This window comes from Thalassospira tepidiphila MCCC 1A03514, assembly GCF_001662875.1.
Classification (GTDB): Bacteria; Pseudomonadota; Alphaproteobacteria; order Rhodospirillales; family Thalassospiraceae; genus Thalassospira; species Thalassospira tepidiphila.
Window position 1 is genome coordinate 16,469 of record NZ_JPVZ01000001.1, and the last position, 23,992, is coordinate 40,460.

A 23,992-nucleotide genomic window follows, 5' to 3' on the forward strand; every position below is an offset into this window, starting at 1 on the left:
TTGGATATCAAACGGTTTTGGCCGCTCTGGCAACTTTCGGCGGATGCCCCATATAGGCACCAAGCCCCTTGGCGGTCGACACCATCGTGCCTTCGGTATCAACAAGCCGCGGGCCGACAATAACATCTTCCATCGCAACATCGACGACTTTGCGCTGTTGCCAGGCGCAGACACGATCAAATTTCTTTTCTGCGATCAGATCCACCGCATGCACCCCAAAGGCCGAAGCAATCACACGGTCACGTGGTGATGGCGTGCCGCCGCGCTGAACATGCCCCAACACCGTCACACGAGTTTCCCAACCGGTCCGCGCGCCCAACTCATCGGCAAGCCAATGGCCGATGCCGCCATAACGGACTTTCTGGCCGTCATCGCCAAGGGTTACCGCCGATCCGTCATCACGTTTGACCGCCTCAGCAACGATCACCAGCGCATGGTTGCGGCCGCTTTTGCGGATATTGAGGCAATGCTGGCTAAGCTCATCAAGGTCATAATCCATTTCCGGGATTAGGATGACATCCGCCCCGCCCGCAACCCCAGCAAACAGGGCAATATGCCCGGCATCACGGCCCATGACCTCAAGGATCATGATCCGTTCATGGGAGGCCGCGGTTGGTTGCAAACGATCAAGGGCGTCTGTTGCGACATTCACCGCCGTGGTAAAGCCAATGGAATATTCCGTCTGGGCAAGGTCGTTATCAACCGTCTTGGGGATACCCACCAGATTGATACCGCCCATCTTGGCCAAACGATGCAGGATCGCCATGCTGCCATCGCCACCAATGCCAATCAGGGCATCAAGGCCAAGCTTGTGATAGCCTTCAATGACTTCGCTTGATCGGTCGGCAAAGCTGCCATCAGGCATCGGATAATGGAACGGATCACCCTTGTTCACCGTGCCAAGGATCGTCCCACCAAGGCGCAGCAACCCGTCACTATTGACCTGATCATTAAGGTCAATGGCCTGGGGCGGGTCCTGCATCAGGCCATGGGTTCCCTGACGAATACCGACAACATCCCAGCCATAGCCAAGAACCGCACGGCGGACCACCGCAAGAATAACAGCGTTCAATCCGGCGCAATCACCGCCACTGGTCAAAACTCCGATGCGCATTTGTTTCCTTCCCGATCATGGCAAATTTGTTTTACAGGGTGGTACAAATCATATGGGTTGCCAACATGATATCTGGTATTATCACTGTCCCCTCGCATTGGTTATTAAGCTGGATCAAAAATGGACGAAATCAATCAGATCGAGATTGAAAAGAGACTTCTTTCGCTCCGCGAGGAACACCGTGATCTGGACGTCGCCATCGAACAAATGGTTCAGGCCCCCCATCATGATCAACTGCGTCTTGGCCGCATGAAAAAGCGCAAATTGGCCTTAAAGGACGAAATCCTTTATATCGAGTCGCAGCTGGTCCCAGACATTATCGCCTGATTTACCAGCGGCCACGTCAAAATCTGCCTGATGTAAAATGGGAAGTAATCAGATGCCCTGCGGAATGCGATCCAGCCGGGCCAGATACATTTCCTTGTGCGCACGCAGTGCCGCATCTGTCGCCTTCAGGGCCGAGGCCGGTGTATCGCCGCTTTGCGCGTGATAAAGACCGAATACCGGCACCACCGGGATCGGTTTGCCCTTGTGGGTATAGGGATGTTGGTCAAGCCATCTGGTAATGGCGTCAACGCGTTGCCAGACATCTTCCTCGTCAACGTTATACATCAGGGCGGCAAAGTCATTGCAGCCGAGATATCCCAAATGATGCGGCGCCATGATGAAATCGGCCATTATGCGCCGGACATAGTTAAACAGGCCGTCTTTGCAGTCCTGCCCGTGAAGTTGCAGGATATCGTCAAGATTGGCCAATTCGCACATCAAAACCATCCGGCTTGTCCGATCCACACCAACCAGTGACATTTCGTTTTCAAGGATCTGCATGAAGGCCGGCCGACTGATCGCCCCGGTAAAGGGATCGCGGCCCTCATTGCGGGCTAGATGGGCCTGGCGTTGCTTCAGTTCATTGAGATTTTCGGTCAGGCCATTGATGCGCACCATCAGACGACCAATCGCCTGTTCTACCGCAGGTGTAACCTGTTGGTCCGGAATACCTAGAACGTTTGCGATATCGGGGGTGTGATAGGGTGTCTTGTCGACCGGATCCGGTATGGCGTCGGTGTCGATATCAACCTGATGGTCCTGATTTGGCGCACGACGACGGCCCGCATCCTTGCCATATGCAAGAATCCCGTAAGGGCTTGATGGATATCGTCCATCCCCGCCCCCCATAGAGGGTGTCATTGATCCTGGTCTTGTGACTTTCATGTCTGACCTTCGCGTGCTACCTGCACAGTTATATAAGGCAATGGTAAATAATAGATCAAAAACGCAATTAATTCACCAAGATTTTCAATCCTGAGTGATATTGGCTGCGATTTGCCATTACTTCATGAATTTCTTAATAAGGTCAGCATCATATACAAGGCTTTTCCCGACAAGACAATCCCGCAAGCAAGCTTGCATGATAGAACTTGCTGCATATAATGCGGGCCTTCATGAAACCGCCCGAAACGGAGCCGCCAATATGAGCGATCAAACCCCGGTCATCGGCATTATCATGGGAAGCCAGTCAGACTGGGAAACCATGAAAAATGCAGCAGATGTCCTTGATGCGTTGAACGTCGCGTACGAGACCAAGATCGTCTCCGCCCATCGCACGCCGGATCGCCTGTATGACTATGCCAAAACGGCAAAGTCGCGCGGCCTTAAGGTCATTATCGCCGGTGCCGGTGGTGCGGCCCATCTTCCGGGCATGGCAGCGGCCATGACCCCGCTTCCGGTTCTGGGTGTTCCGGTTCAAAGCCGTACCCTTAAGGGCCTTGATAGCCTGCTTTCCATCGTTCAGATGCCGGGTGGCGTTCCGGTTGGCACCCTTGCCATCGGTTCTGCCGGTGCCAAGAATGCCGGTCTGATGGCAGCCGAAATCATGGCGCTTATGGATGATGGCCTTGCAGCCCGCCTTGATGACTGGCGCGCAGCCCAGACCGCATCGGTCGCAGACGAGCCGGTCGACCCGGCCCCCTGATATCCTGATCTGAAAAAGGCGCCCCCGACGGGGCGCGTTTTTGTTTGATTGCACCAGATTTGACGATTGCCCGACAGATGGGCGAGTTTTGATCGAGGAATACATGACGGATTTCGACACGCGCATCATCGCCCCGGGCAGCACCATTGGCATCATGGGCAACGGCCAGCTTGGCCGTATGGCTGCCTTCTGTGCGGCGGAGCTTGGCTATAAGGTCCATGTGTTTGGTCCCGGTGCCGACAGCCCGACCGAACAGGTCTGCGCCAAGGCAACCGTTGCCGATTACAGCGACCTTGATGCCCTGCGCGCCTTTGCCGAGGATGTCGATGTTGTGACGTTTGAATTTGAAAACGTCCCGCATGACAGCGTCAAACTGCTGGCCGATATTGTGCCGGTCCGTCCGGGCTGGAAATGCCTGCATATTTCGCAAAATCGCCTGCGCGAAAAAACCTTCTGCAATGATCATGGTATTGGCACCGCGCCGTTTGAGGCGGTTCGATCCCTTGCCGATCTTGGGGCCGCCGTTGCCAATCTTGGCCGCCCATCGGTTCTGAAAACCACTGAACTGGGTTATGACGGCAAGGGACAGGTCAAGATCGCTGCTGATACCGACCTTGCCGAAGCCTGGTCTGAAATGGGCGGGGCCGAGGCCATCCTTGAAGGCTTCATCTCGTTCGAGCGCGAGATTTCAGTGATTGTCGCGCGCGGCGTCAAAGGTGACACCGCCTGTTTCTGCCCGGTTGAGAACGTGCATACCAATCACATCCTTGATGTCACCGTTGCCCCGGCTGAAATCGCAGACGACCTTTCCAAGAAGGCCGAAGACATCGCGATCAAGCTGGTCAGTGCGATGGAATTTGTCGGACTTCTGGCGGTTGAGATGTTTGTCACCTCTGATGGCGACATTCTGGTCAATGAAGTTGCCCCGCGTCCGCACAATTCCGGTCACTGGACGATCGATGCCTGCATCACCAGCCAGTTCGAACAGTTCATCCGGGCTGTTTGCGGCCTGCCGCTAGGCGATCCGGCCCATCATTCCAAGGCCCGGATGAAGAACCTTTTGGGTGACGACATCAATGACTGGCAGGCAATTTTGACCGAGCCGAATGCCAAACTGCACCTTTACGGCAAGGCCGAAGCAAAGCCCGGCCGCAAGATGGGCCATGTGACCTGGGTTCTGCCGAAATAAGGCGGTCCCGACGTCCAACCAAAACAAGAAATTGCCCCGGATGCCAAGCGTGTCCGGGGCTTTTTCGTATGTGATTCATAACGTTACACAAAACATCACTCGACTGGCATTTTATGCCCAGTTGATTGGCATCCGGTTTGCTGTTGAAGGGGCAGGAAACTCTTTACGGATGACATGTGATGAAAAAACTTCTGATCATTCTTTCACTGACCCTTGGCCTGATCGCCGTTGAAAGCCGCACGAACCAAGCCACGGCCACACCGGGGGCCGCAGGCTTCCCGGATGTGATCGAAGGCGACAAGCTGCGCTTTGGCAATCTGATTGTCGAACTGTTTGGCATTCGCGCGCCAAAACCCGGCATGATCTGCCGAGCCGGTTCGGTTGAATTTCAGTGTGGTGCTGCGGCTGCCCAGGCGCTTGATCGCATCATCGAAAACTATGCGATCAAATGTCAGCAGGTCTCGGACGTTCAACTGTTCCCGATGCTGACCGAATGCCAGATGGGTCAGGTTGACCTCAACCGTCTGATCCTGCGCGCCGGTTGGGCGATGGTTGATATGGTCAGCTGCGACACCCATCCGAGTTGCACCACCTATCTGCGTGATCAGCAGTTCGCCAAGGACAACAAAAAGGGCATCTGGATGGGCACACCGCCGTCCGAACTGGTCGCGCTTGCGGCCAAGCCGCCAAAATATGACCTTCAGGAAGCGGATGACGCCAACGCGCTTAAGACCCTGATTGAGGATGAGCTTGAACCACAGCGCCCGGAAAATCCGATCGAGATTGATCTGGCGTCTGAAATGGAAGAAGCCAACAAACCCGACATGACGCTTTTAAGCTTCCTGACCAATACCTTCTGATCAGGCCGTATCACTGCGTCCGCAAAAGTTTCCTTCCCTCAAAACTCAAAACGCCACCGGCACAATGCACGGTGGCGTTTTTGTTTTCAGCGGGATTTTTGACGGCCTTTTGTATCAGCCACCAAACTGGCGGCGCATCCGGCCCGGTGTTGGCATGCAGCGCGCAATCTTTGCCCCCATTTTAAACGGGGCGGCGGCAAACTTGCCAGCCTTGCCAATCTTGGCGGTGATTTTCGGGATCTGCATGACATTGCCAATCCGGCGATCCAGGAATGCCCAGCTATCGGCGTGGCCTTCGGACGTGTCATCCAGCCAATAGGCAAGGGTTGATCCATAGACACCAGCCAGCAACATGCGTTTGGTGTACCAGTTATGATCGGTCGAGGTATCCCCGGCTGCCACCCACATCGCATCCACCGTCCCATGGGTCAGTTTCAGACCAAGGGCGGCATTTTGCGGCAGGGTCATAAAGGCAAGGGCGGCACGCACGGTGTCTTTTTGCCCCTCGACCAGTTCAAGGCGGGTTTTAACCGCCGTCGCGATGCGATCACGAATTTTCAGGTTCTCAAGGCCCTTTTCATCAAGGGCCGCGATCATCTTGCGATCGGTCATTTCGACATAGGTAACGATGGCCTGACGAATGCCATTGGGAAGCAACCGATCAACCTCGCCCGGTGCAAGATCAAGGTCTTCTGCCCCGGCATGAAGTGCCTGTTTGGTCCAGCCATCGAACGGCACATGTTCAAGGGCTGCCTCGACCAGTGCTTCGCGCTGGGCTTGCAGACGGGTCATGCTTTCAGTAACAGACATTCAGGCCTCCTCGTCATCAGATCCGGCGTCGGTCGCAACCGACTGCCTAAAGGTAGTCTCGGGCGGGTTTTCGCGCAATTCCTCGTTAAAACCAAGCAACGACATATCTTCCATACGTTCGGGATACATCACCCCGATCAAATGATCATATTCGTGCTGAACCACGCGGGCATGGAAACCACCGGCGGTGTGTTCCACACTTTCGCCCTTCTCATTTAACCCGCGGTAACGGATTTTGTTCCATCGCGGCACCACACCCTGAAGGCCCGGGATCGACAAACACCCTTCCCAGCCATCAACGATTTCATCGCCAATCGGCTCGATTTCCGGGTTGATCAGAACGCTCAAGGGCACCTCGCCATCGTCGGGATCGTCGCTTTTGCGAAGGGCCGGCACGTAATAGACCATGATCGCCAAGGACTGAAACACCTGCGGTGCCGCAAGGCCAACGCCCGCGGCATCCTTCATGGTGTCCTTCATATCAGCAATCAGGCGCTGAATTTCGGGATCAAGCGGGTCTTCGACACGGTCTGCAACACGGCGCAGTACCGGGTGGCCCATCCGGGCAATTTTAAGGATCGACATGGCCCTATATCCAACCAAAAACGACCGGCTGTAAAGTCCTAATGCCTTGCTCCTAGTGTCCCGCAAAGACCAGAGTCTGGATCGGCCAGATCAATGCCTGCACGCGCAACAGGACCGCATGCACGGCACCCACTGTTTGCACCATGTGCAAAAACAGCCACCGCCCTGTTCCGATATCAGGATCTTCAAGCTGATCATGGGTGTTGGTATAGGCATTGGCGACACATTTACTGCCAAGTGGCACATCACGGATCGTTTCCGGATAAAGCGGCACCATCTTGGCCAGGAAGGTGCCCGGCCTTGCGCGATCAGTGATATCAAGCAACTGGTCCGTTGGCCGGAACTGGCCAGCAGCAATCACTGGCTGCACGTCGGTTACCACCATCGGGATGATTTCAAACGGCAATGACGCACAGGTGACCTCGGTGATCACACCGGGCTTGACCACCTGTGTGGCGATCTGGGCAAAGCCCGCCTGATAGATCGTCTCGCCGTCCTTTTCCGGGATCAGGATACCCGCCGGGCGCAGGACCGGACTGACATAATCACCAACTTGCAGGGCAAATTGCTGGATCTTTCCGGCCACACCGGCACGCACCACGGTTTTGGAAAGCTCCGCCTCTGCCGATCTTAGTGCCGCTTGCGCATTGGCAAGCTGCGCCGGAAGAAGGCTTTGAAGTTTGGTTTCAATCACCGTCATGCTCGCAAGGACGGCGTTCAGCCCGCCCTGCCGGGTTGTCAGGGATACTTCCAGGCGTTCGACCTCACGCCGTGATACCGCATTGTTCCCGCGCGACAAAAGATCGGCTTTGACTTCAAGCTCGTCACGCACCTGATTATAGGCGCCACGTGCCTGTTCAACATTGCCCTCGGCGACGGCAAGGTCGGCACGGGTGACATCCATCTGGGCGCGGATTTCGGCAATGCGCTGCTCGGCCATGGCGACGGCTTCGCGTTCGACCCGGTTATCAATGCGAAACAGCGGATCACCGCCCGCGACGACCTGATCGTTATCGACATAAATCTCGACCACACGCCCGCCCTTTTCCGGCAGGATCGTCACGGTTCTGAAAAATGACGACACATTCATGGTCGATGGATGGAAATAGAAAATCGTCGCAATAAGCGTGATCGTCAGGATCGCACAGCCAACAATGCCATAACGCAGCTCATACCAGACGGAAAACAGGGTGATTTCCTTGCCGATCCGCTTGCCCTGCTTATAACGGCGAAACAGGTAATCGGGCAGGATGGTGAACAACGAACACAAAAGAAGCTCAAACATCTTTGGCATTCTCCTGCGTCGTTACTGGCTCTGACGCAACGGGCGAGTCGTCGACAGCCCCCTTGTTGCGCGCCATTGCCTTGACAGACTGCGCAATCGACTGGAGCGGGCTATAGAAATCCGGCACCTGAACCACCGCAATCACAAGGGCAGCCAACCAGAACAGGTTGTTATGGGTAAACAATGCCAGAAGGGTCAGGATACTGATGAGCTGGATTTGCGTATGGTTGGCGTGATGGGCCATCCGTTCGGGGAGTGCATGCAGGCTAAGATAAAGCGCCCCTGCACCGAACACCGCCAACACCACGAACCACACAACAATGGTGAATAAAACATCTGTTTCACCGGGGGCTGTGACAAAAAACGGCGCATGTGACATCGCCGTTTCGCGCAAACCACCTTCCATTTCCCATCCTCCGAGCTGTTTGCATATCCCGCCCGGAAACCCGGGGAAACCAGATCATCTACCCGATCAGGATCAGGCAATAGATGTTGTTATCTCAAAGCATTATAACAACCTTTAAGGCATTTCTACCATATGGTTATCGCCACATGGTTTTAAAGCAGGCAAACCGGAAAACCCGGTAATTGCCCAAAGGGTTCGCCAAAACGCGGCCAATAAACGCCCAAGGCGAATATCCCCTTCCCTCTTTTCTTTTTGCCAGATTTGCACTATATACAGCCCACGGTCAGTTTGACCGTAAATCCAACCGGGGGGCATTCCGCACTCCGGGTGTTTTTGTTTTTTTGAAAGGAGCGTGGTTTCCGTGCAGGTAATCGTTCGCGACAACAATGTCGATCAGGCTCTGAAAGCGCTTAAGAAAAAGATGCAGCGCGAGGGCATTTTCCGTGAGATGAAACTCCGTCGCCACTTTGAAAAGCCGTCGGAGAAGAAAGCTCGCGAAGGGGCGGAAGCAATCCGTCGTGCCCGCAAGCTGGAGCGTAAGCGCATCGAGCGCGAAGGCTTCTAGTCTTTTTCACTTTCGGGGCATCTCGAACGTGACTGTACGATCGAATTTAGTTCGCTAAATTCGGACCCGTGCGCCAAACCCGCCTCGGAGCAATCCGGGCGGGTTTGGTTTTTTCTGGGCCTTGGCCGCAATCATGACCTGATCAAGAATTGATCAAGCGGCCTTGCAGATCGAGTTGCCACCATCGGCCAGCATTGCCGTGCCGGTCACAAAGCTTGAATGATCAGATGCCAGGAACAAGGCCGCTTTGGCGATTTCAGTTGGCTCTGCAATCCGGCCAAGGGCGTGGAACTTTTCCACCATTGCCCGTGCTTCCGGATCATTGGCAAAGCTTGCCGCCATTGGCGTATCAGTCCCGCCCGGCAACAACGCATTTACCCGCACATTGGCGCCGCCATATTCCACGGCCAGACATTGGGCCATCCCGATCAGGCCCATTTTACTTGCCGCATAGGCCGTCATGCCCGGCAGGCCAATGGTATGCCCAACAAATGTAGAGGTAAAAATAACCGATCCGCCGCCGCATTTGGCAATCGCGGGCATCTGGTATTTCGCCCCGAACATGGCTGATGTCAGATTGGTTCGAATGGTTTTCTCCCACTCCCCAACATCAATATCGCTCAGCGCACCGGGTGATCCGAGGGTTCCGGCATTGTTGAACCCCACATCAAGCCCGCCATATTCACCAATCGCGGCATCAACCAATGCCTTGGCAAACGCCTCGTCGCAGACATCCCCGGCAAGGGCAAATGCCTTGCCACCTGCCCCATTGATTTCCGTCACAACCTGATCAAGCCGATCTTCCGAGCGCGCCGCAAGCACAAGCTTTGCCCCTTCCCGGGCAAACAGTTTGGCCGATGCAGCGCCGATCCCGGAACTTGCACCGGTGATGATGACAACCTTGTCTTCAAGCAACATGATCTATCCAATCCATCTGGCACCGGCCCAGTTGACTGAGCGGTGCGGTTAACGATGGCAAAAGGATATGGGGCAGAGCCCAGTGTTGCTCGCCGGTTTCGGACCTGACGTTCAATGCCTCAATCAAAGGCACGTCAATTGGCGACATCAGTTCCCAGAAACCCACGCCCGGATGTCATCCATCATTGTGGGCTCATAGCCAATCGGATCTGGCATCGGCTTAGACCGCACAATGATGCCCGACTGGGTGCGATAGACGGTATAAAGCGTATCTTGTCTGATATCGGTAAAGGTAGAACTGCCATATTCGGCATCGACCAGGAAATTCCATTCCGCCAGATAGTTCATCAGATCAAGCGCATCGCCCTGCCCCAGATCATAGGCCATCTTCGGCTTGGTGTTTTCATCATTGATGTCGCGATATCGCCCCTCAAAGCGCACCAGCTTATAGCGGGCATCCATGCCCATCACATTGGCCCACGGTTTGAGCTTGATGAATTCGGCATCAATCCGCCACTGATCACCATAAATCTCAAAGATGCCGACATCCCCGCCTTCGCCCGCCGCCAGATGCGCCTCGAACAAATTGTCCTCAATCGGCTCGAAATACATCTTGGCAATCGGCTCCTCGGCCGTCAGCCGGACATAGGTCAGGATCGTCAGCCCCATGGACGCCACCAGCGCCACGGACAGCACAACCACCAAAAGCAGAGAAACCCGTACCAACCGAAACATGCGACCTTCCGAACCAAAACTTCAGGGCGAAGCATGACAGAACTATAAGACGTTGTAGCGCCGAAAAAAAGGCGGCCCCATCGGAGCCGCCTTTTGTCGTTTCAAACCGTATGGTCTGATCAGTTATCGAGATGCATGACGATTTCTTCGCACATCTTTTTGGCGTCGCCGAACAGCATCATGGTGTTGTCCTTGAAGAACAGTTCGTTCTGGATGCCTGCGTAACCCGCTGACATGCCGCGTTTGACGAACAGGACCGTTTTTGCCTTTTCGACTTCAAGGATCGGCATGCCGAAGATCGGGCTGGCCGGGTCGGTTTTGGCTGCCGGGTTGGTAATGTCGTTTGCACCAATCACGAAGGCAACGTCAGCCGATCCGAAATCACGGTTGATTTCTTCCATTTCCAGCACGTCGTCATAAGGCACGCTGGCCTCGGCCAGAAGCACGTTCATGTGACCCGGCATACGTCCGGCCACCGGATGGATGGCGTAGCGGACTTTGACACCCTCGGCTTTAAGGATATCAGCCATTTCACGCAGCGCATGCTGTGCCTGTGCGACGGCCATGCCATAGCCCGGCACGATGATGACACTCGATGCGTTCTTCATGATGAAGGATGCATCATCGGCCGATCCGGATTTGACCGAACGATCACCATCGCCACCAGCACCTGCGGCTGCTTCGCCCTCTGCGCCAAAGCCACCAAAGATGACATTGAAGATCGAGCGGTTCATGCCCTTGCACATGATGTAGGACAGGATCGCACCCGATGCACCGACAAGCGCCCCGGTAATGATCAGCGCACTGTTCTGAAGCGTAAAGCCGATGCCGCATGCCGCCCAACCCGAGTACGAGTTCAGCATGGAAACAACGACCGGCATGTCTGCGCCGCCAATCGGAATGATCAGCGTAACACCCAGAACAAGGGCAAGTGCAACAAGGATCCAGAAGGCCATATGGCTTTCGGTCACCACAAGGATGACACCAAAGACGACGATGGCAATCCCGATGGCAAGGTTAAGCATATGCTGCCCCTTGAACCGGACAGGCGTGCCTGAAACGATGCCCTGCAACTTACCGAACGCAATCAAGGAGCCGGTAAAGGTAATCGCACCAATCGCAACACCAAGGCCCATTTCAATCAGGCTGGCCGCACCGATATTACCCGCCGTTCCGATGCCATAGGCACCCGGCGAATAAAGGGCGGCGCCGGCGACAAACACGGCCGCCAGACCAACCAGCGAGTGGAAGGCTGCAACAAGTTGTGGCAGGGCGGTCATCTGGATCTTGAGCGCGATGACCGTACCGATGGCACCACCGATCAGAATACCGACGATGATGGTTGTGTATGACAGCACGGCCGGGCTTGCCAGCGTGGTAAAGATGGCAATTGCCATACCCACCATGCCAAGGATATTCCCGGTCCGGGCCGATTCAGGTGACGAAAGTCCGCGCAACGAAAGAATGAAGCAGACCGAGGCCACCAGATACAGGAAAGCCGATAGGTTTTCCGACATTGTGTGTTCCCCCTACTTCTTTTTCTTGAACATATGCAGCATGCGTTGGGCGACGATGAAGCCACCGAATATGTTGACCGAGGCCAACACCACCGCAATGAAGCCCATCATCTTGGAGAAGTTCATCTCCACCGGGCCTGCTGCCAGAAGCGCACCGACGATAATCACCGACGAAATGGCGTTGGTCACAGCCATCAGAGGTGAATGAAGGGCCGGGGTAACTTTCCACACGACGTAATAGCCAACAAAGCAGGCCAAGACGAAAACGGTCAGGCCAAGGACCGTCGGGCTAACCCCCGATCCCTGTACAGCGACCGCGGCCGTGCCAGCGGCATCGGACGCGCCACTTGCCAGACTGTCGGCAAGCTTTGCGGCCTTTTCCGCAAGGCCAAGGGCGGCATCGCGGAGTTCATTTGCATTCTGGGCTACGGATTGATCAGCCATTTGCGACCTCCTCCCCGCCGAATTTCGGATGAACGACCTTTCCATCATGGGTCAGGCGCGTCTCGGCGATGATCTGGTCCTCGCCATTAAACGACAGCGTGCCTTTGTCCTTATCGACAGAAAGGGTGATGAAGTTCAAAAGGTTCTTGGCATACATCGCCGTTGCATCGGTTGCGACGGAACTGGTGATGTTGGCAGGACCAATCAGCTTGACGCCATTATCGGTCATCACCGTTTCACCAAGTTTCACACCGGCGACGTTGCCACCACGTTCAGCCGCCAGGTCAATAACGACCGAGCCCGGCTTCATGCCCGCCACCATATCGGCGGTGACGATTTCCGGTGCCGGACGGCCCGGAATAAGGGCCGTGGTAATGACGATGTCGGTTTTGGTCAGAACCTCTTTCAGCTTTTCAGCCTGTTTTTTCTTGTAGTCGTCCGACATTTCCTTGGCGTAGCCGCCGGAAGTTTCGGCATCAGATGCCGTGTCGTCTTCGACTTCAATAAAGGTCCCGCCAAGCGACTGAACCTGTTCCTTCACCGCCGGGCGCACATCAAATGCCGATACAACGGCACCAAGGCGCTTGGCCGTTGCAATCGCCTGAAGGCCGGCAACACCGGCCCCGACCACGACAACGCGTGCAGGTGCAAGTGTGCCCGCTGCCGTCATCATCATCGGATAGATACGGCCAAATTCATGGGCGGCATCCAGAACGGCGCGATAACCCGCCAGGTTGGATTGCGAGGACAGCACATCCATCGACTGTGCGCGTGAAATACGCGGCATCAGTTCCATCGAATAACCATCAACACCGGCCTTTGCCATCGCCTCGATCAGGTCCTTGCGATCATAGGGCTCAAGCAGGGCCACAACAGCGGCCCCCTTTTTATAGGCGGTTAATTCGTTGGTTTTGCCGTCAATGACAGGTGGGCGCACCTTGAAGATGACATCAGCATCCTTCACGGTGGTTTTCATTGTTTTGGCAATGGTTGCACCAGCATCGACAAAGCGATCATCCGGTATGGCGGCGTCTATTCCGGCGCCAGCCTCGATTGCAACGTCAAACCCCAGAGCCTTAAGCTTTTTCACGGTCTCTGGCGTGACGGCAACGCGCTTTTCCCCGGGCCATATTTCCTTTGGAACGGCCAGTTTCATCGCGTTTGACCTCCTTCCCTAAATGATTGGTCAGTTTGACAATCCGTCTTCATTCAAAGCAACCGGTTCCAGAACGTCATTTCGCGTTCCTTTCGGACCGATCACCGGGCAACCCTTGTCCAGTTCAAATCATCCGGGCCAGCACACCTAACACCTAAAGCGGCCCGAAAAAGAAAAAGGCGGTTCTTCAGCAATCGCAGAAGAAACCGCCCACTTTCCCACCACGCATTACAAGGCAAAAACCTTGCTGACATATCAGGTCCCACCCGCCATTGGTGCTCAGGACAAACAATCAATGACGCCCTGCATGTCTGCGTTGAAAGCAAGATGCGATTTCTGATCGGCAACCACAATCCGAAAAACCGACAAAAAAGCACTTTAACTTTATATCAGTTAATATATCGAAAAATCCATTATGTGCGGAAATTCGCACATTTCATTTCCATTATGGAACAGGTCCTGATCCGGATCGTCACACAATAGAACGTTGATTTTTGGCAGTTTCCCCTGTTTTCGCCTCACGTTGTAAGTGAATATTATCTTACAAATAAACGCCCAAGTCTTCATTTATTCCCAAATGGGCACGCAACAGGGAACGTTGCAAACGCAAAAAGGTTCGCAAAAATATTCTCGCTTTTTGGGAAACCAAACCGGATCAGACAGCAAAAATCGGATTTTCTATCGCGCAATTTGCCCAAACGGGTGCTCGACTCTGCATTGAAAAGTCGACTCGCTTGGGGGGCCGGATAGGTTGGTGAATGCGCCTTGCGCGCCTTATTGGTCGGGGCGCTCCAAACCGATCTGGGTCAGTGCATCTTTTTGACGGGCTTCAAGTTTTGCCAAGTCAAAATCGCCGACAAGATCGTTAAACAGGCGATACCAGTTCACCTCTGCATCAAGACGCAGGAACACCGCGCCAAGCCCGACTGCCGCGCGGTCAACCAGAACGAATTCACGGGGTGGTTTGACGCCGCCGACACGGCGGAGTTCCTGATGCACCTTGCCCGCGACCTCCGCGCCATAGGCGACAGAGTTGGTTTCCCCCATCTTACGTTCGCGGTCATCCAGGATCGGGCCATAAACAAAGCTGGCCCAGATGTTCAACACATCAATCAGTTCGCGCGACGGGTTCTCAAAGCCCCAGCTTTCATAAGCTGAAACGGCCTTTTCCTCGTCCTCGTCACGAAGGGCTTCATAAAGCGTAATCACCGCTCTTACGAAGTCAGGCTTGAAAATGCGGATACAGCCGAAATCCAAAAGATTGACCGAAAGGTCATCCCGCAGGGTGTAATTGCCCAGATGCGGATCGCCATGGATCACCCCATAACGATAAAATGGCACATACCAGGCGCGAAACATATTAAGCGCCACCTGATTGCGCGCATCCTGATCGGGATCGCTTTCAAGGAAGTGTTTGAATTTCTGCCCGGTTTGCCAAGTCATGGTCAAAAGCCGTTTGGTGGTAAGCTCATCGACCGGTTCGGGCACATGAACACAATCCTCATCGGCCAGCATATGGCGATAAAGGCGCATATGCTTGGCTTCACGCTCATAATCAAGTTCTTCGCGCAGGCGGGCAGTCAGTTCTTCCTGAATGTTTTGTGCATCAATCGCGCTGTCATAGCGCTTGTAGATCGCAAAGGCTGCGCGCAGTTGCTTAAGGTCGGCCTCAACCGTTGCCGACATATCCGGGTATTGCAGCTTGCACGCCACATCGCGCCCATCAGGCAGGACTGCCTTGTGCACCTGCCCAAGTGACGCGGCCGCCACAGCATCGTGGCTGAATTCGGTGAATTTCGATTGCCATCCCGCCCCCAGTTCGCTTCGCATGCGGCGTTTGACAAACAGCCAGCCCATGCTGGGCGCGTCCGCCTGAAGTTCGGCCAGGGCCTGGGTATATTCCTTGGGCAGGGCATCGGGGATGGTCGACAGGATCTGCGCAACCTTCATTAACGGACCCTTGAGCCCGCCAAGGGCAGAAGTCAGTTCGGCGGCGTATTTGGCATGATCAATCTCGCCGCCGAACATTTTCCCGGTGGCAGGGCGCGCGGCCAGCTTGCTGGCCGATGCGCCCACCCGTGCATAACGACGAACCCGCCCGCCAAACCTGTTTTCCTCGTTTGCGGCGGTATAATCATCGTCGTTATCACTCATCTCAGGAAAGCTCCTCCAGCTCGTCGATCATGCGTTTGATCATATTAAGGCCCCGCTGCCAGAAGGCCGGGTCCGATGCATCAAGTCCGAACGGTGCCAGAAGTTCCTTGTGCCGTTTGGTGCCCCCGGCTTTCAGCATATCAAGATACTTCTGCTGGAAGCCGTCTTCGGCACCCTGATAAACGTCATAAAGCGAGTTCACCAGGCAATCGCCAAAGGCATAGGCATAAACATAGAACGGCGAATGGATGAAGTGCGGAATATAAGACCAGTAGTACTTGTATTCATCTTCATAGCGGATGGCATCGCCCAGGCTTTCATGCTGTACGGCGATCCAGATCTCGCAGATCTCATCGACGGTCAATTCACCTTCGCGGCGCTTTTCATGCACCCGCTTTTCAAATTCAAAGAACGCGATCTGACGCACGACGGTGTTGAGCATATCCTCAACCTTGCCAGCCAGCATGATGCGCTTCATCTTCGGATCACTTTCCGAACGCAGCATCGACTGGAAGGTCAGCATTTCCCCAAACACCGATGCGGTCTCCGCAAGCGTCAGCGGCGTATCAGACAGGAAATAGCCCTGCTCTGCCGCCAGCACCTGATGCACGCCATGGCCCAACTCATGGGCAAGCGTCATCACATCACGCGTCTTGCCGTGATAGTTCAAAAGCAGGTACGGATGTGCCGACGGTACAGTCGGATGCGCGAAGGCGCCCGATGACTTGCCTGCACGCGGCGGCACATCGATCCACGGGTTATCAAAGAATTTCTGACCAACTTCTGCCAGTTCCGGGGAAAATTCGCCATAGGCCTTAAGAACGGTCGAGCGCGCAGTATCCCAGTCGATCTGACGATCATCATCATCAGGTAGCGGCGCGTTACGATCCCAGTAATCAAGCTGATCAACACCAAACCATTTCGCTTTCAGGCGGTAATAGCGGTGCGACAGATCGGCATGGCTGTTTTTAACGGCGGTATTGAGCGCATCGACAACTTCGTCCTCGACCTGGTTGGACAGGTTGCGCGACGATACCGGGGTTGGGAATTTACGCAGGCGATCATCAATTTCCTTGTCCTTGGCAAGGGTATTGGTGATGTGCGCCAGAAGCTTGATGTTTTTGCCCAGAACGTCGCCAATTGATTTCGCGGCCTTTTTGCGATCTTCGACCTTGCTTGATGACAGCATGTTGGCGGCATCTGACATGGTCAGTTCTTCGCCATCAATCGGAAAGCGAAGCTCTGCCATGGTCTGATCAAACAGGCGCACCCATGCGGCTGATCCGGCTACGCGGCGTTCGTGCAGGACCTGCTCGACCTCATCCGACAGCTGATGCGGGCGGAAGGCACGGTTTTCATCCAACCACGGGCGATAACGACGAAGCGCTTCGCTTTGTTCGTATTTCGCATCCAGCGATGCTTCTTCGATCCGGTTAATCTCAAGACCAAAGAATAGCGACAGGCTGGAAATGCCGGTCATTTCTTCCTGAACGAACTGATAGAACTGGCCGATGGCTGCGTCCGAGCTATCCCCGGCATATTTAAGCTGGGCGAACGAGCCGATCTTGCCGCAAATCTCGCTGATGGCTTCGTATTCGACAATGGCGGCTGCCAGCTCATCACCGGTCAGGTCGTTAAGTTTGCCCTGATAGCTTTTCTGGAACGCCTGAGAGCGGCTTTTGGCATCATCAAGATCGCGCCGAATATTCGGGTCTTTCAGATCGTTATAGAGATCGGTCAGATCCCAGGTCGGCAAATTCTTGTTGATCGCGTTCATTTGTCCTCCAGACAGTCTCTTTGATCATCCTGACCCGATATATAGCCTGTCAAAGCCATAGCACCAGACCTGTTGACAGATACGGTTTCAAATTGCTGGCTCGATCATATCGTTCCTTGCAACATCGACAACCGCAAAGCCATATCCAGCCCAAACAAACTGCAATTTGCAGTACACTTGCACCGGAACAAGGCATTGAAACGCACGTTGCTGTGATATCGGTGACAATTCGGACTTTAAAATGTCATTTTCAGGCTGCGCAATTGTGCAATCCCTGATAACAAATTTATCTTGGAACGTTCGTTTATTCCAATCTGCGCGGCCGTTGTGCAGGTATAAGGTTTATTGCAACGTCCCCATCAGGGCAGCACAAAGATTGCCCGTTCCCGGGATCAAAAAGTGAGGCAAGGAAACGTCATGACGAGTTTGCAGGATTATGCCGACTGGCAAAACTTGCCGACCATGTTTTTCGACAAGGCGAAGAAACATGGCGATACGCCGTTTCTTTGGACCAAGGACCCCGAGGGCAAGGAATTTGTCCCCACCACCTGGCAAGAGGCCGCCGATCAGATCCGGGCTCTTGCACGTGCGCTTTATGTCATTGGCGTGCGTCCCGGTGACCGGGTCTTGCTGGTTTCGGAAAACCGCACCGAATGGGGCATAGCCGACCTTGCAATCATGTGCGTTGGCGCAATGACCGTTCCGGCCTACACCACCAATACCGAGCGCGACCACCTTCACGCGATCGAAGACAGTGGTGCGGCGATTGCCATTATCTCGACCAAGAAACTTGCCCAGCCCTTCCTGCACGCCGCGCTTGATAGCGGGCGCTGCCGCCATGCGATCATGATGGAAGAATGGGGCCAAAGCTTTGTTGGCGATATCACCATTTCACGCTGGGACGATCTGATTGCCAAGGGGCGCGGCCTGACCCATGACGTTGATGACTGGATTTCCAAGATCAAGCGCGATGATCTGGCCTGTCTGATTTATACATCCGGCACGGGCGGTTCGCCCAAGGGTGTGATGCTAAGCCACGGGGCGATCCTGTCGAACTGCATGGGTGCGTTTGACATCATCGAAACCCTTGGCATTGATGAAGAAATCTTCCTGTCCTTCCTGCCGCTGTCGCATTCCTATGAACATACTGCGGGGCTTTATTTCCCGATCAGTATTGATGCCCAGATCTATTATGCCGAAGGGCTTGATAAACTGGCGGCCAACCTTGCCGAAGTCCGCCCGACCATCATGACGGCTGTGCCGCGCCTGTATGAAATGCTTTATCAGCGCATGAGCCGCATGGTCGAAAAGGAAGGCGGCATCAAGCAAAAGCTGTTTAACCTGACCCTGCGTCTGGGGCGCAAGAATTACGAAGGCGAACGGCTTAACCTGCTTGAAAAGCTTCAGAACCTGATCTGTGAACTCCTTCTGCGTCGCAAGCTGCGCCAGCGTTTTGGCGGACGGATCAAGGCGATGGTATCGGGCGGCGGGCCGCTGAATTATGAACTTGGTGTTCTGTTTGTGTCTTGCGGCATTCGCATTCTTCAGGGCTATGGCCAGACCGAATTTGCCCCGGTGGTTTCGTGCAACCGTGCCGAAAACAACAAACTGCGCACGGTCGGCCCGCCTATGGTCGGCGCGGAAGTCAAAATCGCCGAAGATGGCGAAATCCTGCTGCGCGGCGAAAGCATGATGAAGGGTTACTGGAACCTGCCCGACGTGACGGCTGCCGCCATCATTGATGGCTGGCTGCATACCGGTGACATCGGCAAGTTCGATGAACAGGGCAGCCTGATGATCACGGATCGCAAGAAGGACATCATCGTCAATTCCGGTGGCGACAATATCTCGCCGCAGCGGATCGAAGGCCTGATGACGCTCGAGACGGAGATTTCGCAAGCCATGGTCTATGGTGATGACAAACCCTATCTGGTTGCGGTTGTCTGGCCGGACGAAGACTTCATGCGCGAATTCGCCCGCGACAACGGACTATCGAATGATATCGAAGTCCTTGGCAAAAACGAAGAATTCCGCAAAGTCATCCGCACTGCGATTGATCACGTCAATCAACGCCTGTCGACGATTGAAAAGGTGCGCAGCTTCATGTTTGCCGAAGCAGCCTTTACCATCGACAACGAAATGCTGACGCCGTCGATGAAAATCCGCCGCCACAAAATCCGCGAAGCCTATGCCAAGCAGCTTGATGGCCTTTATCAGCGTAAACGCAGCGGCCAATAACAAGCCAAACGACAGACCAGATTGACGATGACCCGCCCCAAAGAAATCAAACAAACCCTTACCCTGGTCCGGGGTCTTCCCGGATCAGGCAAATCAACATTGGCCAAAAATCTGTGTCAGGCAACCGGTGCGGTCCATCTGGAAGCCGACATGTTCATGGTCGACCACGAAGGGTTTTATGAGTTTGACGGCACCCGCCTGTCGCAAACCCATGCGCGCTGCGAAGCCGAATGTCATAACGCCCTGTCCGAGGGATATGACGTTGTTGTGTCCAACACCTTCACCCGTTTCTGGGAAATGAAGGCCTATATCGACATGGCCGAAAAGCACGACATTCTGTTGCAGATTGTCGAATGCCATGGCCGTTTCGGCAGCATCCATATGGTGCCCGACGAAACCCTTGCCGATATGCGCGATCGCTGGGAACCGTTGCCGGAAAAATACCGCTAGGCGCGCGTCCCTAGTTTACGGTTGAGAAGACCTTTTTCAGGATATCGGTGGTCCATCGCGTCGGATCGCTTCGGATATCGGCTTCCTGCACGGCGATATAATGGAACAGACCATCCATCGCCTTGGCGGTTGCGTGATCGGTCAGTGATGCCTTTAGATCCGGCACAAACGGCAGTTGGTCATACTGCCCCAACATCTGATCATAAAGCGATAACGCCCCGGTGTCGGACAGCGCATCCGTAATCACTGGCCGCAGACGTCCTTCGATATCTGTACCCGATACACGCCTAAGATACTGGGTCGCGGCATCATCCGGGCCCTGCAAAATGCCCTTGGCGTCGGCGACCGTCATCTGGCGCACCGCATTAACCAGAATATCGCCGGCATCCTCCATGGTCTGTTCGGCCGCGCGGTTCATGCGCAATTCGATTTCATCGGCATAGCTGCCAAGCCCCGCCGCGCTTAACAATTTCTGCGCGGTCTGAACTTCGTCGGGCAATGGAATATGCGCAACCGGATCGGCGTTAAAACCGTCAACCGCGCCAAGTTGGTCGGTGACCAGTTCAACACCCATATCAAGCGCCTGTTTCAATCCCTGTTCGACCGTATCGGATGAAAGTGCGGAAACGCCAGAACCAGAACCACCGGACGTGCTTGCCGATCCCGATGAATTCATCGCATCGCCAAGGGCCTCTTTGGCCTTGTCAAAGAACGACTGGGCATTTGCGGGAAGGATTGCACCGGCAGCCATAACACCCATGACAAGTGCCACAGCACCGGTTTTAAAAAGGAAATTGGAATTGCGTTTGCGCATCTGCGGCCCTGCGGTTTTTGATAGTTGTGTATCAGCAAACAAGACAATGGCCAAAAAACATGGCCCGAAAAAGACAAAACCCCGGTTAACCAACCGGGGTTCTGCATGTGAGGTATCAGGCGACCTTATTCAACAACCTCGACCTTTTTACCATTAAGTAAAAGGTCATTGGCCTCGGTCGAAACCGGAACAGTGTCACCATCCTTGATCCCGCCTTCGAGGATCTGCATCGCCAGCGGGTTTTGCAGATAACGCTGGATCACGCGTTTGAGCGGACGGGCACCGTAAACCGGGTCATAGCCCTTCTCAGCCAACCAGTCCTTGGCGGCATCATCAAGTTTCAGGGTGATCTTCCGATCCACCAGCAACTTATCAAGGCGAGCAAGCTGGATATCGACAATCTTGCTCATCTGATCGCGATGCAAACGATGGAACAGGATGGTTTCATCCAGACGGTTGAGGAATTCCGGACGGAACGATGCCCGAACAATTTCCATGACCTGGGCCCGGACTTCGCCGCTGTCATGACCCGGTTCCTGATTGGCAAGGATTTCCCCGCCCAGGTTCGAAGTCAGAATAATCAGCGTGTTGCGGAAATCCACAACACGGCCCTGTCCATCGGTCAGGCGACCTTCGTCAAGAACCTGCAGAAGGACGTTAAACACATCGGGATGTGCCTTTTCGACCTCGTCAAACAGGACAACCTGATACGGACGACGACGCACCGCCTCGGTCAGCGAACCGCCTTCCTCATAGCCGACATAGCCCGGGGGCGCACCAATCAGGCGGGCCACCGCATGCTTTTCCATGAATTCGGACATATCAATCCGCACCATGGCCTGTTCATCATCAAACAGGAACTGGGCAAGGGCCTTGGTCAGCTCGGTTTTACCAACACCCGTCGGACCAAGGAACAGGAACGAACCGATCGGTCGGTTTGGATCCTGCAAGCCGGCACGCGCACGGCGCACCGCGTTCGAGATTGATCGAACGGCATCATCCTGACCGACAACCCGCTTGCGCAGCGTGTCTTCCATTTCAAGAAGCTTTTCACGCTCACCTTCAAGCATCTTGTCGACCGGAATACCGGTCCAGCGCGAAACCACGGACGCGATGTGTTTTTCGGTAACCGCTTCTTCCTTGATGCCACGCGACGGATCGTTTTCCGCCTTTTCAAGCAGTGCCTGAAGGGCCGGGATTTCTTCGTATTGAAGCTGTCCGGCACGATCAAGCTTGCCATCGCGCATCGCACGTTCAAGTTCACCACGTGCCTGGTCAAGCTGTTCCTTGATATGGGTCGAAGCTGCAAGTTCCTTCTTCTGGGCTTCCCACTTCGCGGTCAGCTCAGCCGATTTGCCTTCCAGCTCGGCCAGTTCCTTTTCCAGACGGCCAAGACGGTCTTTGGATGCGCTGTCCTGCTCTTTCTTGAGCGCTTCCCGCTCGATCTTGAGCTGGATGATCCGGCGATCCAGTTCGTCGATTTCCTCTGGCTTGGAGTCAAGCTCCATGCGCAGACGCGACGATGCTTCGTCCATCAGGTCAATCGCCTTGTCAGGCAGGAACCGATCCGTGATGTAACGGTTCGAAAGCGTTGCGGCTGCGACCAGCGCGGCATCGGCAATACGGACCCCGTGATGAAGCTCGTACTTGTCCTTGATCCCGCGCAGGATCGATACCGTGTCAGAAACCGACGGTTCGCTGACAAATACCGGCTGGAACCGACGGGCAAGGGCCGCGTCCTTTTCGATATGCTTACGGTATTCATCAAGGGTCGTCGCCCCCACACAGTGCAGCTCGCCACGGGCCAAGGCCGGTTTTAGAAGGTTCGATGCATCCATCGATCCTTCGGCCTTACCTGCACCGACTAGGGTGTGCAATTCGTCAATGAACAGGACGACCTGACCGGCCTCTGATTCAATCTCGCTCAGCACAGCTTTCAGGCGTTCTTCAAATTCACCACGGAATTTTGCACCGGCAATCAACGCACCAAGGTCAAGCGACAGAAGTTTCTTGTCCTTAAGCGTTTCGGGCACATCACCCTTGATGATACGCAGTGCCAGACCTTCGGCAATCGCGGTTTTACCAACCCCGGGCTCACCAATCAGAACCGGGTTGTTCTTGGTCCGACGTGACAGTACCTGCACCGCACGACGGATTTCCTCATCACGGCCAATGACCGGATCAAGTTTACCTTCGCGCGCGGCCTCGGTCAGGTCACGGGCATATTTCTTAAGCGCGTCATACTGGTTTTCGGCACCCGCACTATCGGCCGTGCGGCCCTTGCGGATGTCATTGATCGCACCGTTCAGCGCCTGTGCGGTAACACCGGCATCTGCCAGTACCTTGCCCGCGGTTGATTTCGGATCAAGCGCAATAGTCAAAAGCAACCGTTCAGCCGTGACAAAGCTGTCACCGGCTTTCTTGGCGATTTCCTGTGCCTGATCCATCAGGCGGGCAAATTCAGATGAAAGATAAATCTGACCATTGCCGCCGGAAACCTTTGGCAATTTCGCCAGTTCCTGCGCGCACCGTTCCTGGGCAAGCTTGGGCTTACCACCGGATGCCTTGATCAGATTGGCTGCCAGACCTTCTTCGTCGTCAAGCAGCACCTTAAGCAGATGAATCGGGACAAATTGCTGATGGTTTTCACGCAACGCAAGCGACTGCGCTGATTGCAGAAAACCTTTTGACCGATCCGTAAAGTTTTCAAATTCCATTCCTGTCACTCCTTGAGCCAACAGTATTCAAACGATGTGGACCTTCTTGGAAGCGTCCACGGCATTGGTGTCATTACCGAATTCTAAAATTATAGATTATTTCGACAGCGACAACATTGATATGTCTCAGTCTAGCGTGTTTGCAACCATATACCCCTACAAAAGTTGCAAGAATTATTTGTGCACCGCAGCACAACTTTCTGTCATTATTCTAGATATCATATGATGATACTGAACCAAGGACATTGCCAGCCAGTCCCTTCGGGGTTGCCCTTGGCAAAACAAC

Annotated in this window: 22 protein-coding genes; 7 read left to right on the forward strand and 15 right to left on the reverse strand. The window is 54.6% G+C overall.

Translation table 11 applies throughout. The annotated features are described in order from the left end of the window. Nucleotides 1-7 precede the first annotated feature (7 nt). Nucleotides 8-1,114: an ATP-dependent 6-phosphofructokinase gene (locus tag TH4_RS00080; RefSeq protein ID WP_064779468.1), complete on the reverse strand. Its 1,107-nt coding sequence runs from the start codon at nucleotides 1,112-1,114 to the stop codon at nucleotides 8-10. Nucleotides 1,115-1,234: 120 nt separating this feature from the next. Between TH4_RS00080 and TH4_RS00085 the strand changes: the two genes are divergently transcribed. Beyond that, on the forward strand, nucleotides 1,235-1,441 hold the full coding sequence (locus tag TH4_RS00085; RefSeq protein ID WP_008891665.1) for a YdcH family protein: 207 nt from the start codon (nucleotides 1,235-1,237) through the stop codon (nucleotides 1,439-1,441). 48 nt (nucleotides 1,442-1,489) lie between these two features. Here TH4_RS00085 and TH4_RS00090 read toward each other — a convergent pair whose 3' ends face one another. After that, entirely contained in the window at nucleotides 1,490-2,302 is an 813-nt protein-coding gene (locus TH4_RS00090; protein ID WP_245227646.1) for a GGDEF domain-containing protein, read from the reverse strand. 283 nt (nucleotides 2,303-2,585) lie between these two features. Here TH4_RS00090 and purE point away from each other — a divergent pair, with 283 nt between their 5' ends. The 3 genes from purE to TH4_RS00105 all read left to right on the forward strand — a co-directional run bounded on the left by purE (nucleotide 2,586) and on the right by TH4_RS00105 (nucleotide 5,135). Beyond that, on the forward strand, nucleotides 2,586-3,086 hold the full coding sequence (purE, locus tag TH4_RS00095; RefSeq protein WP_008891667.1) for a 5-(carboxyamino)imidazole ribonucleotide mutase: 501 nt from the start codon (nucleotides 2,586-2,588) through the stop codon (nucleotides 3,084-3,086). Between the two features lie 103 nt (nucleotides 3,087-3,189). Beyond that, nucleotides 3,190-4,275, forward strand: coding sequence for a 5-(carboxyamino)imidazole ribonucleotide synthase (locus TH4_RS00100; protein WP_064779970.1), 1,086 nt, complete (start codon nucleotides 3,190-3,192; stop codon nucleotides 4,273-4,275). Nucleotides 4,276-4,454: 179 nt separating this feature from the next. Beyond that, a complete protein-coding gene (locus TH4_RS00105) occupies nucleotides 4,455-5,135 on the forward strand; it encodes a thermonuclease family protein (protein ID WP_064779470.1) in 681 nt (226 codons plus the stop codon). A gap of 114 nt (nucleotides 5,136-5,249) precedes the next feature. On the opposite strand, the gene TH4_RS00110 is transcribed toward TH4_RS00105, so the two are convergent. The 4 genes from TH4_RS00110 to TH4_RS00125 are packed head-to-tail and all read right to left on the reverse strand — an operon-like array spanning nucleotide 5,250 to nucleotide 8,221. Next, nucleotides 5,250-5,945, reverse strand: a complete 696-nt coding sequence (locus TH4_RS00110) for a COQ9 family protein (protein WP_063088977.1) — start codon at nucleotides 5,943-5,945, stop codon at nucleotides 5,250-5,252. Beyond that, nucleotides 5,946-6,530 (reverse strand): peptide deformylase, encoded by a 585-nt coding sequence (gene def / locus TH4_RS00115; RefSeq protein WP_064779471.1) that lies wholly within the window; start codon nucleotides 6,528-6,530, stop codon nucleotides 5,946-5,948. 52 nt (nucleotides 6,531-6,582) lie between these two features. After that, the gene (locus tag TH4_RS00120; protein ID WP_064779472.1) at nucleotides 6,583-7,815 is read right to left on the reverse strand and encodes an HlyD family secretion protein; all 1,233 of its coding nucleotides are present in this window, start codon (nucleotides 7,813-7,815) and stop codon (nucleotides 6,583-6,585) included. Continuing rightward, nucleotides 7,808-8,221: a hypothetical protein gene (locus TH4_RS00125; RefSeq protein WP_064779473.1), complete on the reverse strand. Its 414-nt coding sequence runs from the start codon at nucleotides 8,219-8,221 to the stop codon at nucleotides 7,808-7,810. Before TH4_RS00125 ends, TH4_RS00120 begins: the two co-directional genes overlap by 8 nt. 361 nt (nucleotides 8,222-8,582) lie before the next feature. On the opposite strand from TH4_RS00125, the gene rpsU reads away from it, so the two are divergent. Further along, nucleotides 8,583-8,786: a 30S ribosomal protein S21 gene (gene rpsU, locus TH4_RS00130; RefSeq protein ID WP_008891676.1), complete on the forward strand. Its 204-nt coding sequence runs from the start codon at nucleotides 8,583-8,585 to the stop codon at nucleotides 8,784-8,786. A 153-nt stretch (nucleotides 8,787-8,939) separates the two neighbouring features. Here rpsU and TH4_RS00135 read toward each other — a convergent pair whose 3' ends face one another. The 7 genes from TH4_RS00135 to TH4_RS00165 all read right to left on the reverse strand — a co-directional run bounded on the left by TH4_RS00135 (nucleotide 8,940) and on the right by TH4_RS00165 (nucleotide 17,487). Next, nucleotides 8,940-9,704 (reverse strand): SDR family oxidoreductase, encoded by a 765-nt coding sequence (locus TH4_RS00135; RefSeq protein WP_157097676.1) that lies wholly within the window; start codon nucleotides 9,702-9,704, stop codon nucleotides 8,940-8,942. Between the two features lie 147 nt (nucleotides 9,705-9,851). Continuing rightward, nucleotides 9,852-10,439 carry a hypothetical protein gene (locus TH4_RS00140; protein WP_064779475.1) on the reverse strand — a complete coding sequence of 196 codons (588 nt, stop codon included), beginning with the start codon at nucleotides 10,437-10,439 and terminating at the stop codon, nucleotides 9,852-9,854. A 119-nt stretch (nucleotides 10,440-10,558) separates the two neighbouring features. Continuing rightward, nucleotides 10,559-11,956 carry an NAD(P)(+) transhydrogenase (Re/Si-specific) subunit beta gene (locus tag TH4_RS00145; protein ID WP_064779476.1) on the reverse strand — a complete coding sequence of 466 codons (1,398 nt, stop codon included), beginning with the start codon at nucleotides 11,954-11,956 and terminating at the stop codon, nucleotides 10,559-10,561. A gap of 12 nt (nucleotides 11,957-11,968) precedes the next feature. Next, nucleotides 11,969-12,400: an NAD(P) transhydrogenase subunit alpha part 2 gene (locus tag TH4_RS00150; RefSeq protein ID WP_008891680.1), complete on the reverse strand. Its 432-nt coding sequence runs from the start codon at nucleotides 12,398-12,400 to the stop codon at nucleotides 11,969-11,971. Then, the gene (locus TH4_RS00155) at nucleotides 12,393-13,556 is read right to left on the reverse strand and encodes a Re/Si-specific NAD(P)(+) transhydrogenase subunit alpha (protein ID WP_064779477.1); all 1,164 of its coding nucleotides are present in this window, start codon (nucleotides 13,554-13,556) and stop codon (nucleotides 12,393-12,395) included. Before TH4_RS00155 ends, TH4_RS00150 begins: the two co-directional genes overlap by 8 nt. A 774-nt stretch (nucleotides 13,557-14,330) precedes the next feature. Beyond that, complete coding sequence (locus TH4_RS00160; protein ID WP_064779478.1) at nucleotides 14,331-15,710, reverse strand: ABC1 kinase family protein; 1,380 nt, start codon at nucleotides 15,708-15,710, stop codon at nucleotides 14,331-14,333. A 1-nt stretch (nucleotide 15,711) separates the two neighbouring features. Continuing rightward, nucleotides 15,712-17,487 carry a M3 family oligoendopeptidase gene (locus TH4_RS00165; protein WP_064779479.1) on the reverse strand — a complete coding sequence of 592 codons (1,776 nt, stop codon included), beginning with the start codon at nucleotides 17,485-17,487 and terminating at the stop codon, nucleotides 15,712-15,714. A gap of 417 nt (nucleotides 17,488-17,904) precedes the next feature. Here TH4_RS00165 and TH4_RS00170 point away from each other — a divergent pair, with 417 nt between their 5' ends. Together TH4_RS00170 and TH4_RS00175 are read left to right on the forward strand one after the other, a co-directional pair. Beyond that, nucleotides 17,905-19,725, forward strand: a complete 1,821-nt coding sequence (locus TH4_RS00170) for an AMP-dependent synthetase/ligase (RefSeq protein WP_064779480.1) — start codon at nucleotides 17,905-17,907, stop codon at nucleotides 19,723-19,725. 27 nt (nucleotides 19,726-19,752) lie between these two features. Continuing rightward, complete coding sequence (locus TH4_RS00175) at nucleotides 19,753-20,175, forward strand: ATP-binding protein (RefSeq protein WP_008891685.1); 423 nt, start codon at nucleotides 19,753-19,755, stop codon at nucleotides 20,173-20,175. A 10-nt stretch (nucleotides 20,176-20,185) separates the two neighbouring features. On the opposite strand, the gene TH4_RS00180 is transcribed toward TH4_RS00175, so the two are convergent. Further along, nucleotides 20,186-20,989 (reverse strand): DUF4197 domain-containing protein, encoded by an 804-nt coding sequence (locus TH4_RS00180; RefSeq protein WP_245227648.1) that lies wholly within the window; start codon nucleotides 20,987-20,989, stop codon nucleotides 20,186-20,188. Nucleotides 20,990-21,114: 125 nt separating this feature from the next. Further along, on the reverse strand, nucleotides 21,115-23,706 hold the full coding sequence (gene clpB / locus TH4_RS00185) for an ATP-dependent chaperone ClpB (RefSeq protein WP_064779482.1): 2,592 nt from the start codon (nucleotides 23,704-23,706) through the stop codon (nucleotides 21,115-21,117). Nucleotides 23,707-23,992: the final 286 nt, after the last annotated feature.

What these genes read in the sequence shown, in the direction of transcription:
- TH4_RS00090 (WP_245227646.1), bottom strand. Translation starts at nt 2,302, where the DNA reads ATGACACCCTCTATGGGGGGCGGGGATGGACGATATCCATCAAGCCCT.
- TH4_RS00135 (WP_157097676.1), bottom strand. Translation starts at nt 9,704, where the DNA reads ATGTTGCTTGAAGACAAGGTTGTCATCATCACCGGTGCAAGTTCCGGG.
- TH4_RS00180 (WP_245227648.1), bottom strand. Translation starts at nt 20,989, where the DNA reads ATGCGCAAACGCAATTCCAATTTCCTTTTTAAAACCGGTGCTGTGGCA.
- TH4_RS00165 (WP_064779479.1), bottom strand. Translation starts at nt 17,487, where the DNA reads ATGAACGCGATCAACAAGAATTTGCCGACCTGGGATCTGACCGATCTC.
- TH4_RS00120 (WP_064779472.1), bottom strand. Translation starts at nt 7,815, where the DNA reads ATGTTTGAGCTTCTTTTGTGTTCGTTGTTCACCATCCTGCCCGATTAC.
- TH4_RS00080 (WP_064779468.1), bottom strand. Translation starts at nt 1,114, where the DNA reads ATGCGCATCGGAGTTTTGACCAGTGGCGGTGATTGCGCCGGATTGAAC.
- TH4_RS00145 (WP_064779476.1), bottom strand. Translation starts at nt 11,956, where the DNA reads ATGTCGGAAAACCTATCGGCTTTCCTGTATCTGGTGGCCTCGGTCTGC.
- TH4_RS00105 (WP_064779470.1), top strand. Translation starts at nt 4,455, where the DNA reads ATGAAAAAACTTCTGATCATTCTTTCACTGACCCTTGGCCTGATCGCC.
- TH4_RS00110 (WP_063088977.1), bottom strand. Translation starts at nt 5,945, where the DNA reads ATGTCTGTTACTGAAAGCATGACCCGTCTGCAAGCCCAGCGCGAAGCA.
- TH4_RS00140 (WP_064779475.1), bottom strand. Translation starts at nt 10,439, where the DNA reads ATGTTTCGGTTGGTACGGGTTTCTCTGCTTTTGGTGGTTGTGCTGTCC.
- TH4_RS00150 (WP_008891680.1), bottom strand. Translation starts at nt 12,400, where the DNA reads ATGGCTGATCAATCCGTAGCCCAGAATGCAAATGAACTCCGCGATGCC.
- clpB (WP_064779482.1), bottom strand. Translation starts at nt 23,706, where the DNA reads ATGGAATTTGAAAACTTTACGGATCGGTCAAAAGGTTTTCTGCAATCA.
- TH4_RS00170 (WP_064779480.1), top strand. Translation starts at nt 17,905, where the DNA reads ATGACGAGTTTGCAGGATTATGCCGACTGGCAAAACTTGCCGACCATG.
- purE (WP_008891667.1), top strand. Translation starts at nt 2,586, where the DNA reads ATGAGCGATCAAACCCCGGTCATCGGCATTATCATGGGAAGCCAGTCA.
- TH4_RS00155 (WP_064779477.1), bottom strand. Translation starts at nt 13,556, where the DNA reads ATGAAACTGGCCGTTCCAAAGGAAATATGGCCCGGGGAAAAGCGCGTT.
- TH4_RS00160 (WP_064779478.1), bottom strand. Translation starts at nt 15,710, where the DNA reads ATGAGTGATAACGACGATGATTATACCGCCGCAAACGAGGAAAACAGG.
- TH4_RS00085 (WP_008891665.1), top strand. Translation starts at nt 1,235, where the DNA reads ATGGACGAAATCAATCAGATCGAGATTGAAAAGAGACTTCTTTCGCTC.
- TH4_RS00175 (WP_008891685.1), top strand. Translation starts at nt 19,753, where the DNA reads ATGACCCGCCCCAAAGAAATCAAACAAACCCTTACCCTGGTCCGGGGT.
- TH4_RS00125 (WP_064779473.1), bottom strand. Translation starts at nt 8,221, where the DNA reads ATGGAAGGTGGTTTGCGCGAAACGGCGATGTCACATGCGCCGTTTTTT.
- def (WP_064779471.1), bottom strand. Translation starts at nt 6,530, where the DNA reads ATGTCGATCCTTAAAATTGCCCGGATGGGCCACCCGGTACTGCGCCGT.
- TH4_RS00100 (WP_064779970.1), top strand. Translation starts at nt 3,190, where the DNA reads ATGACGGATTTCGACACGCGCATCATCGCCCCGGGCAGCACCATTGGC.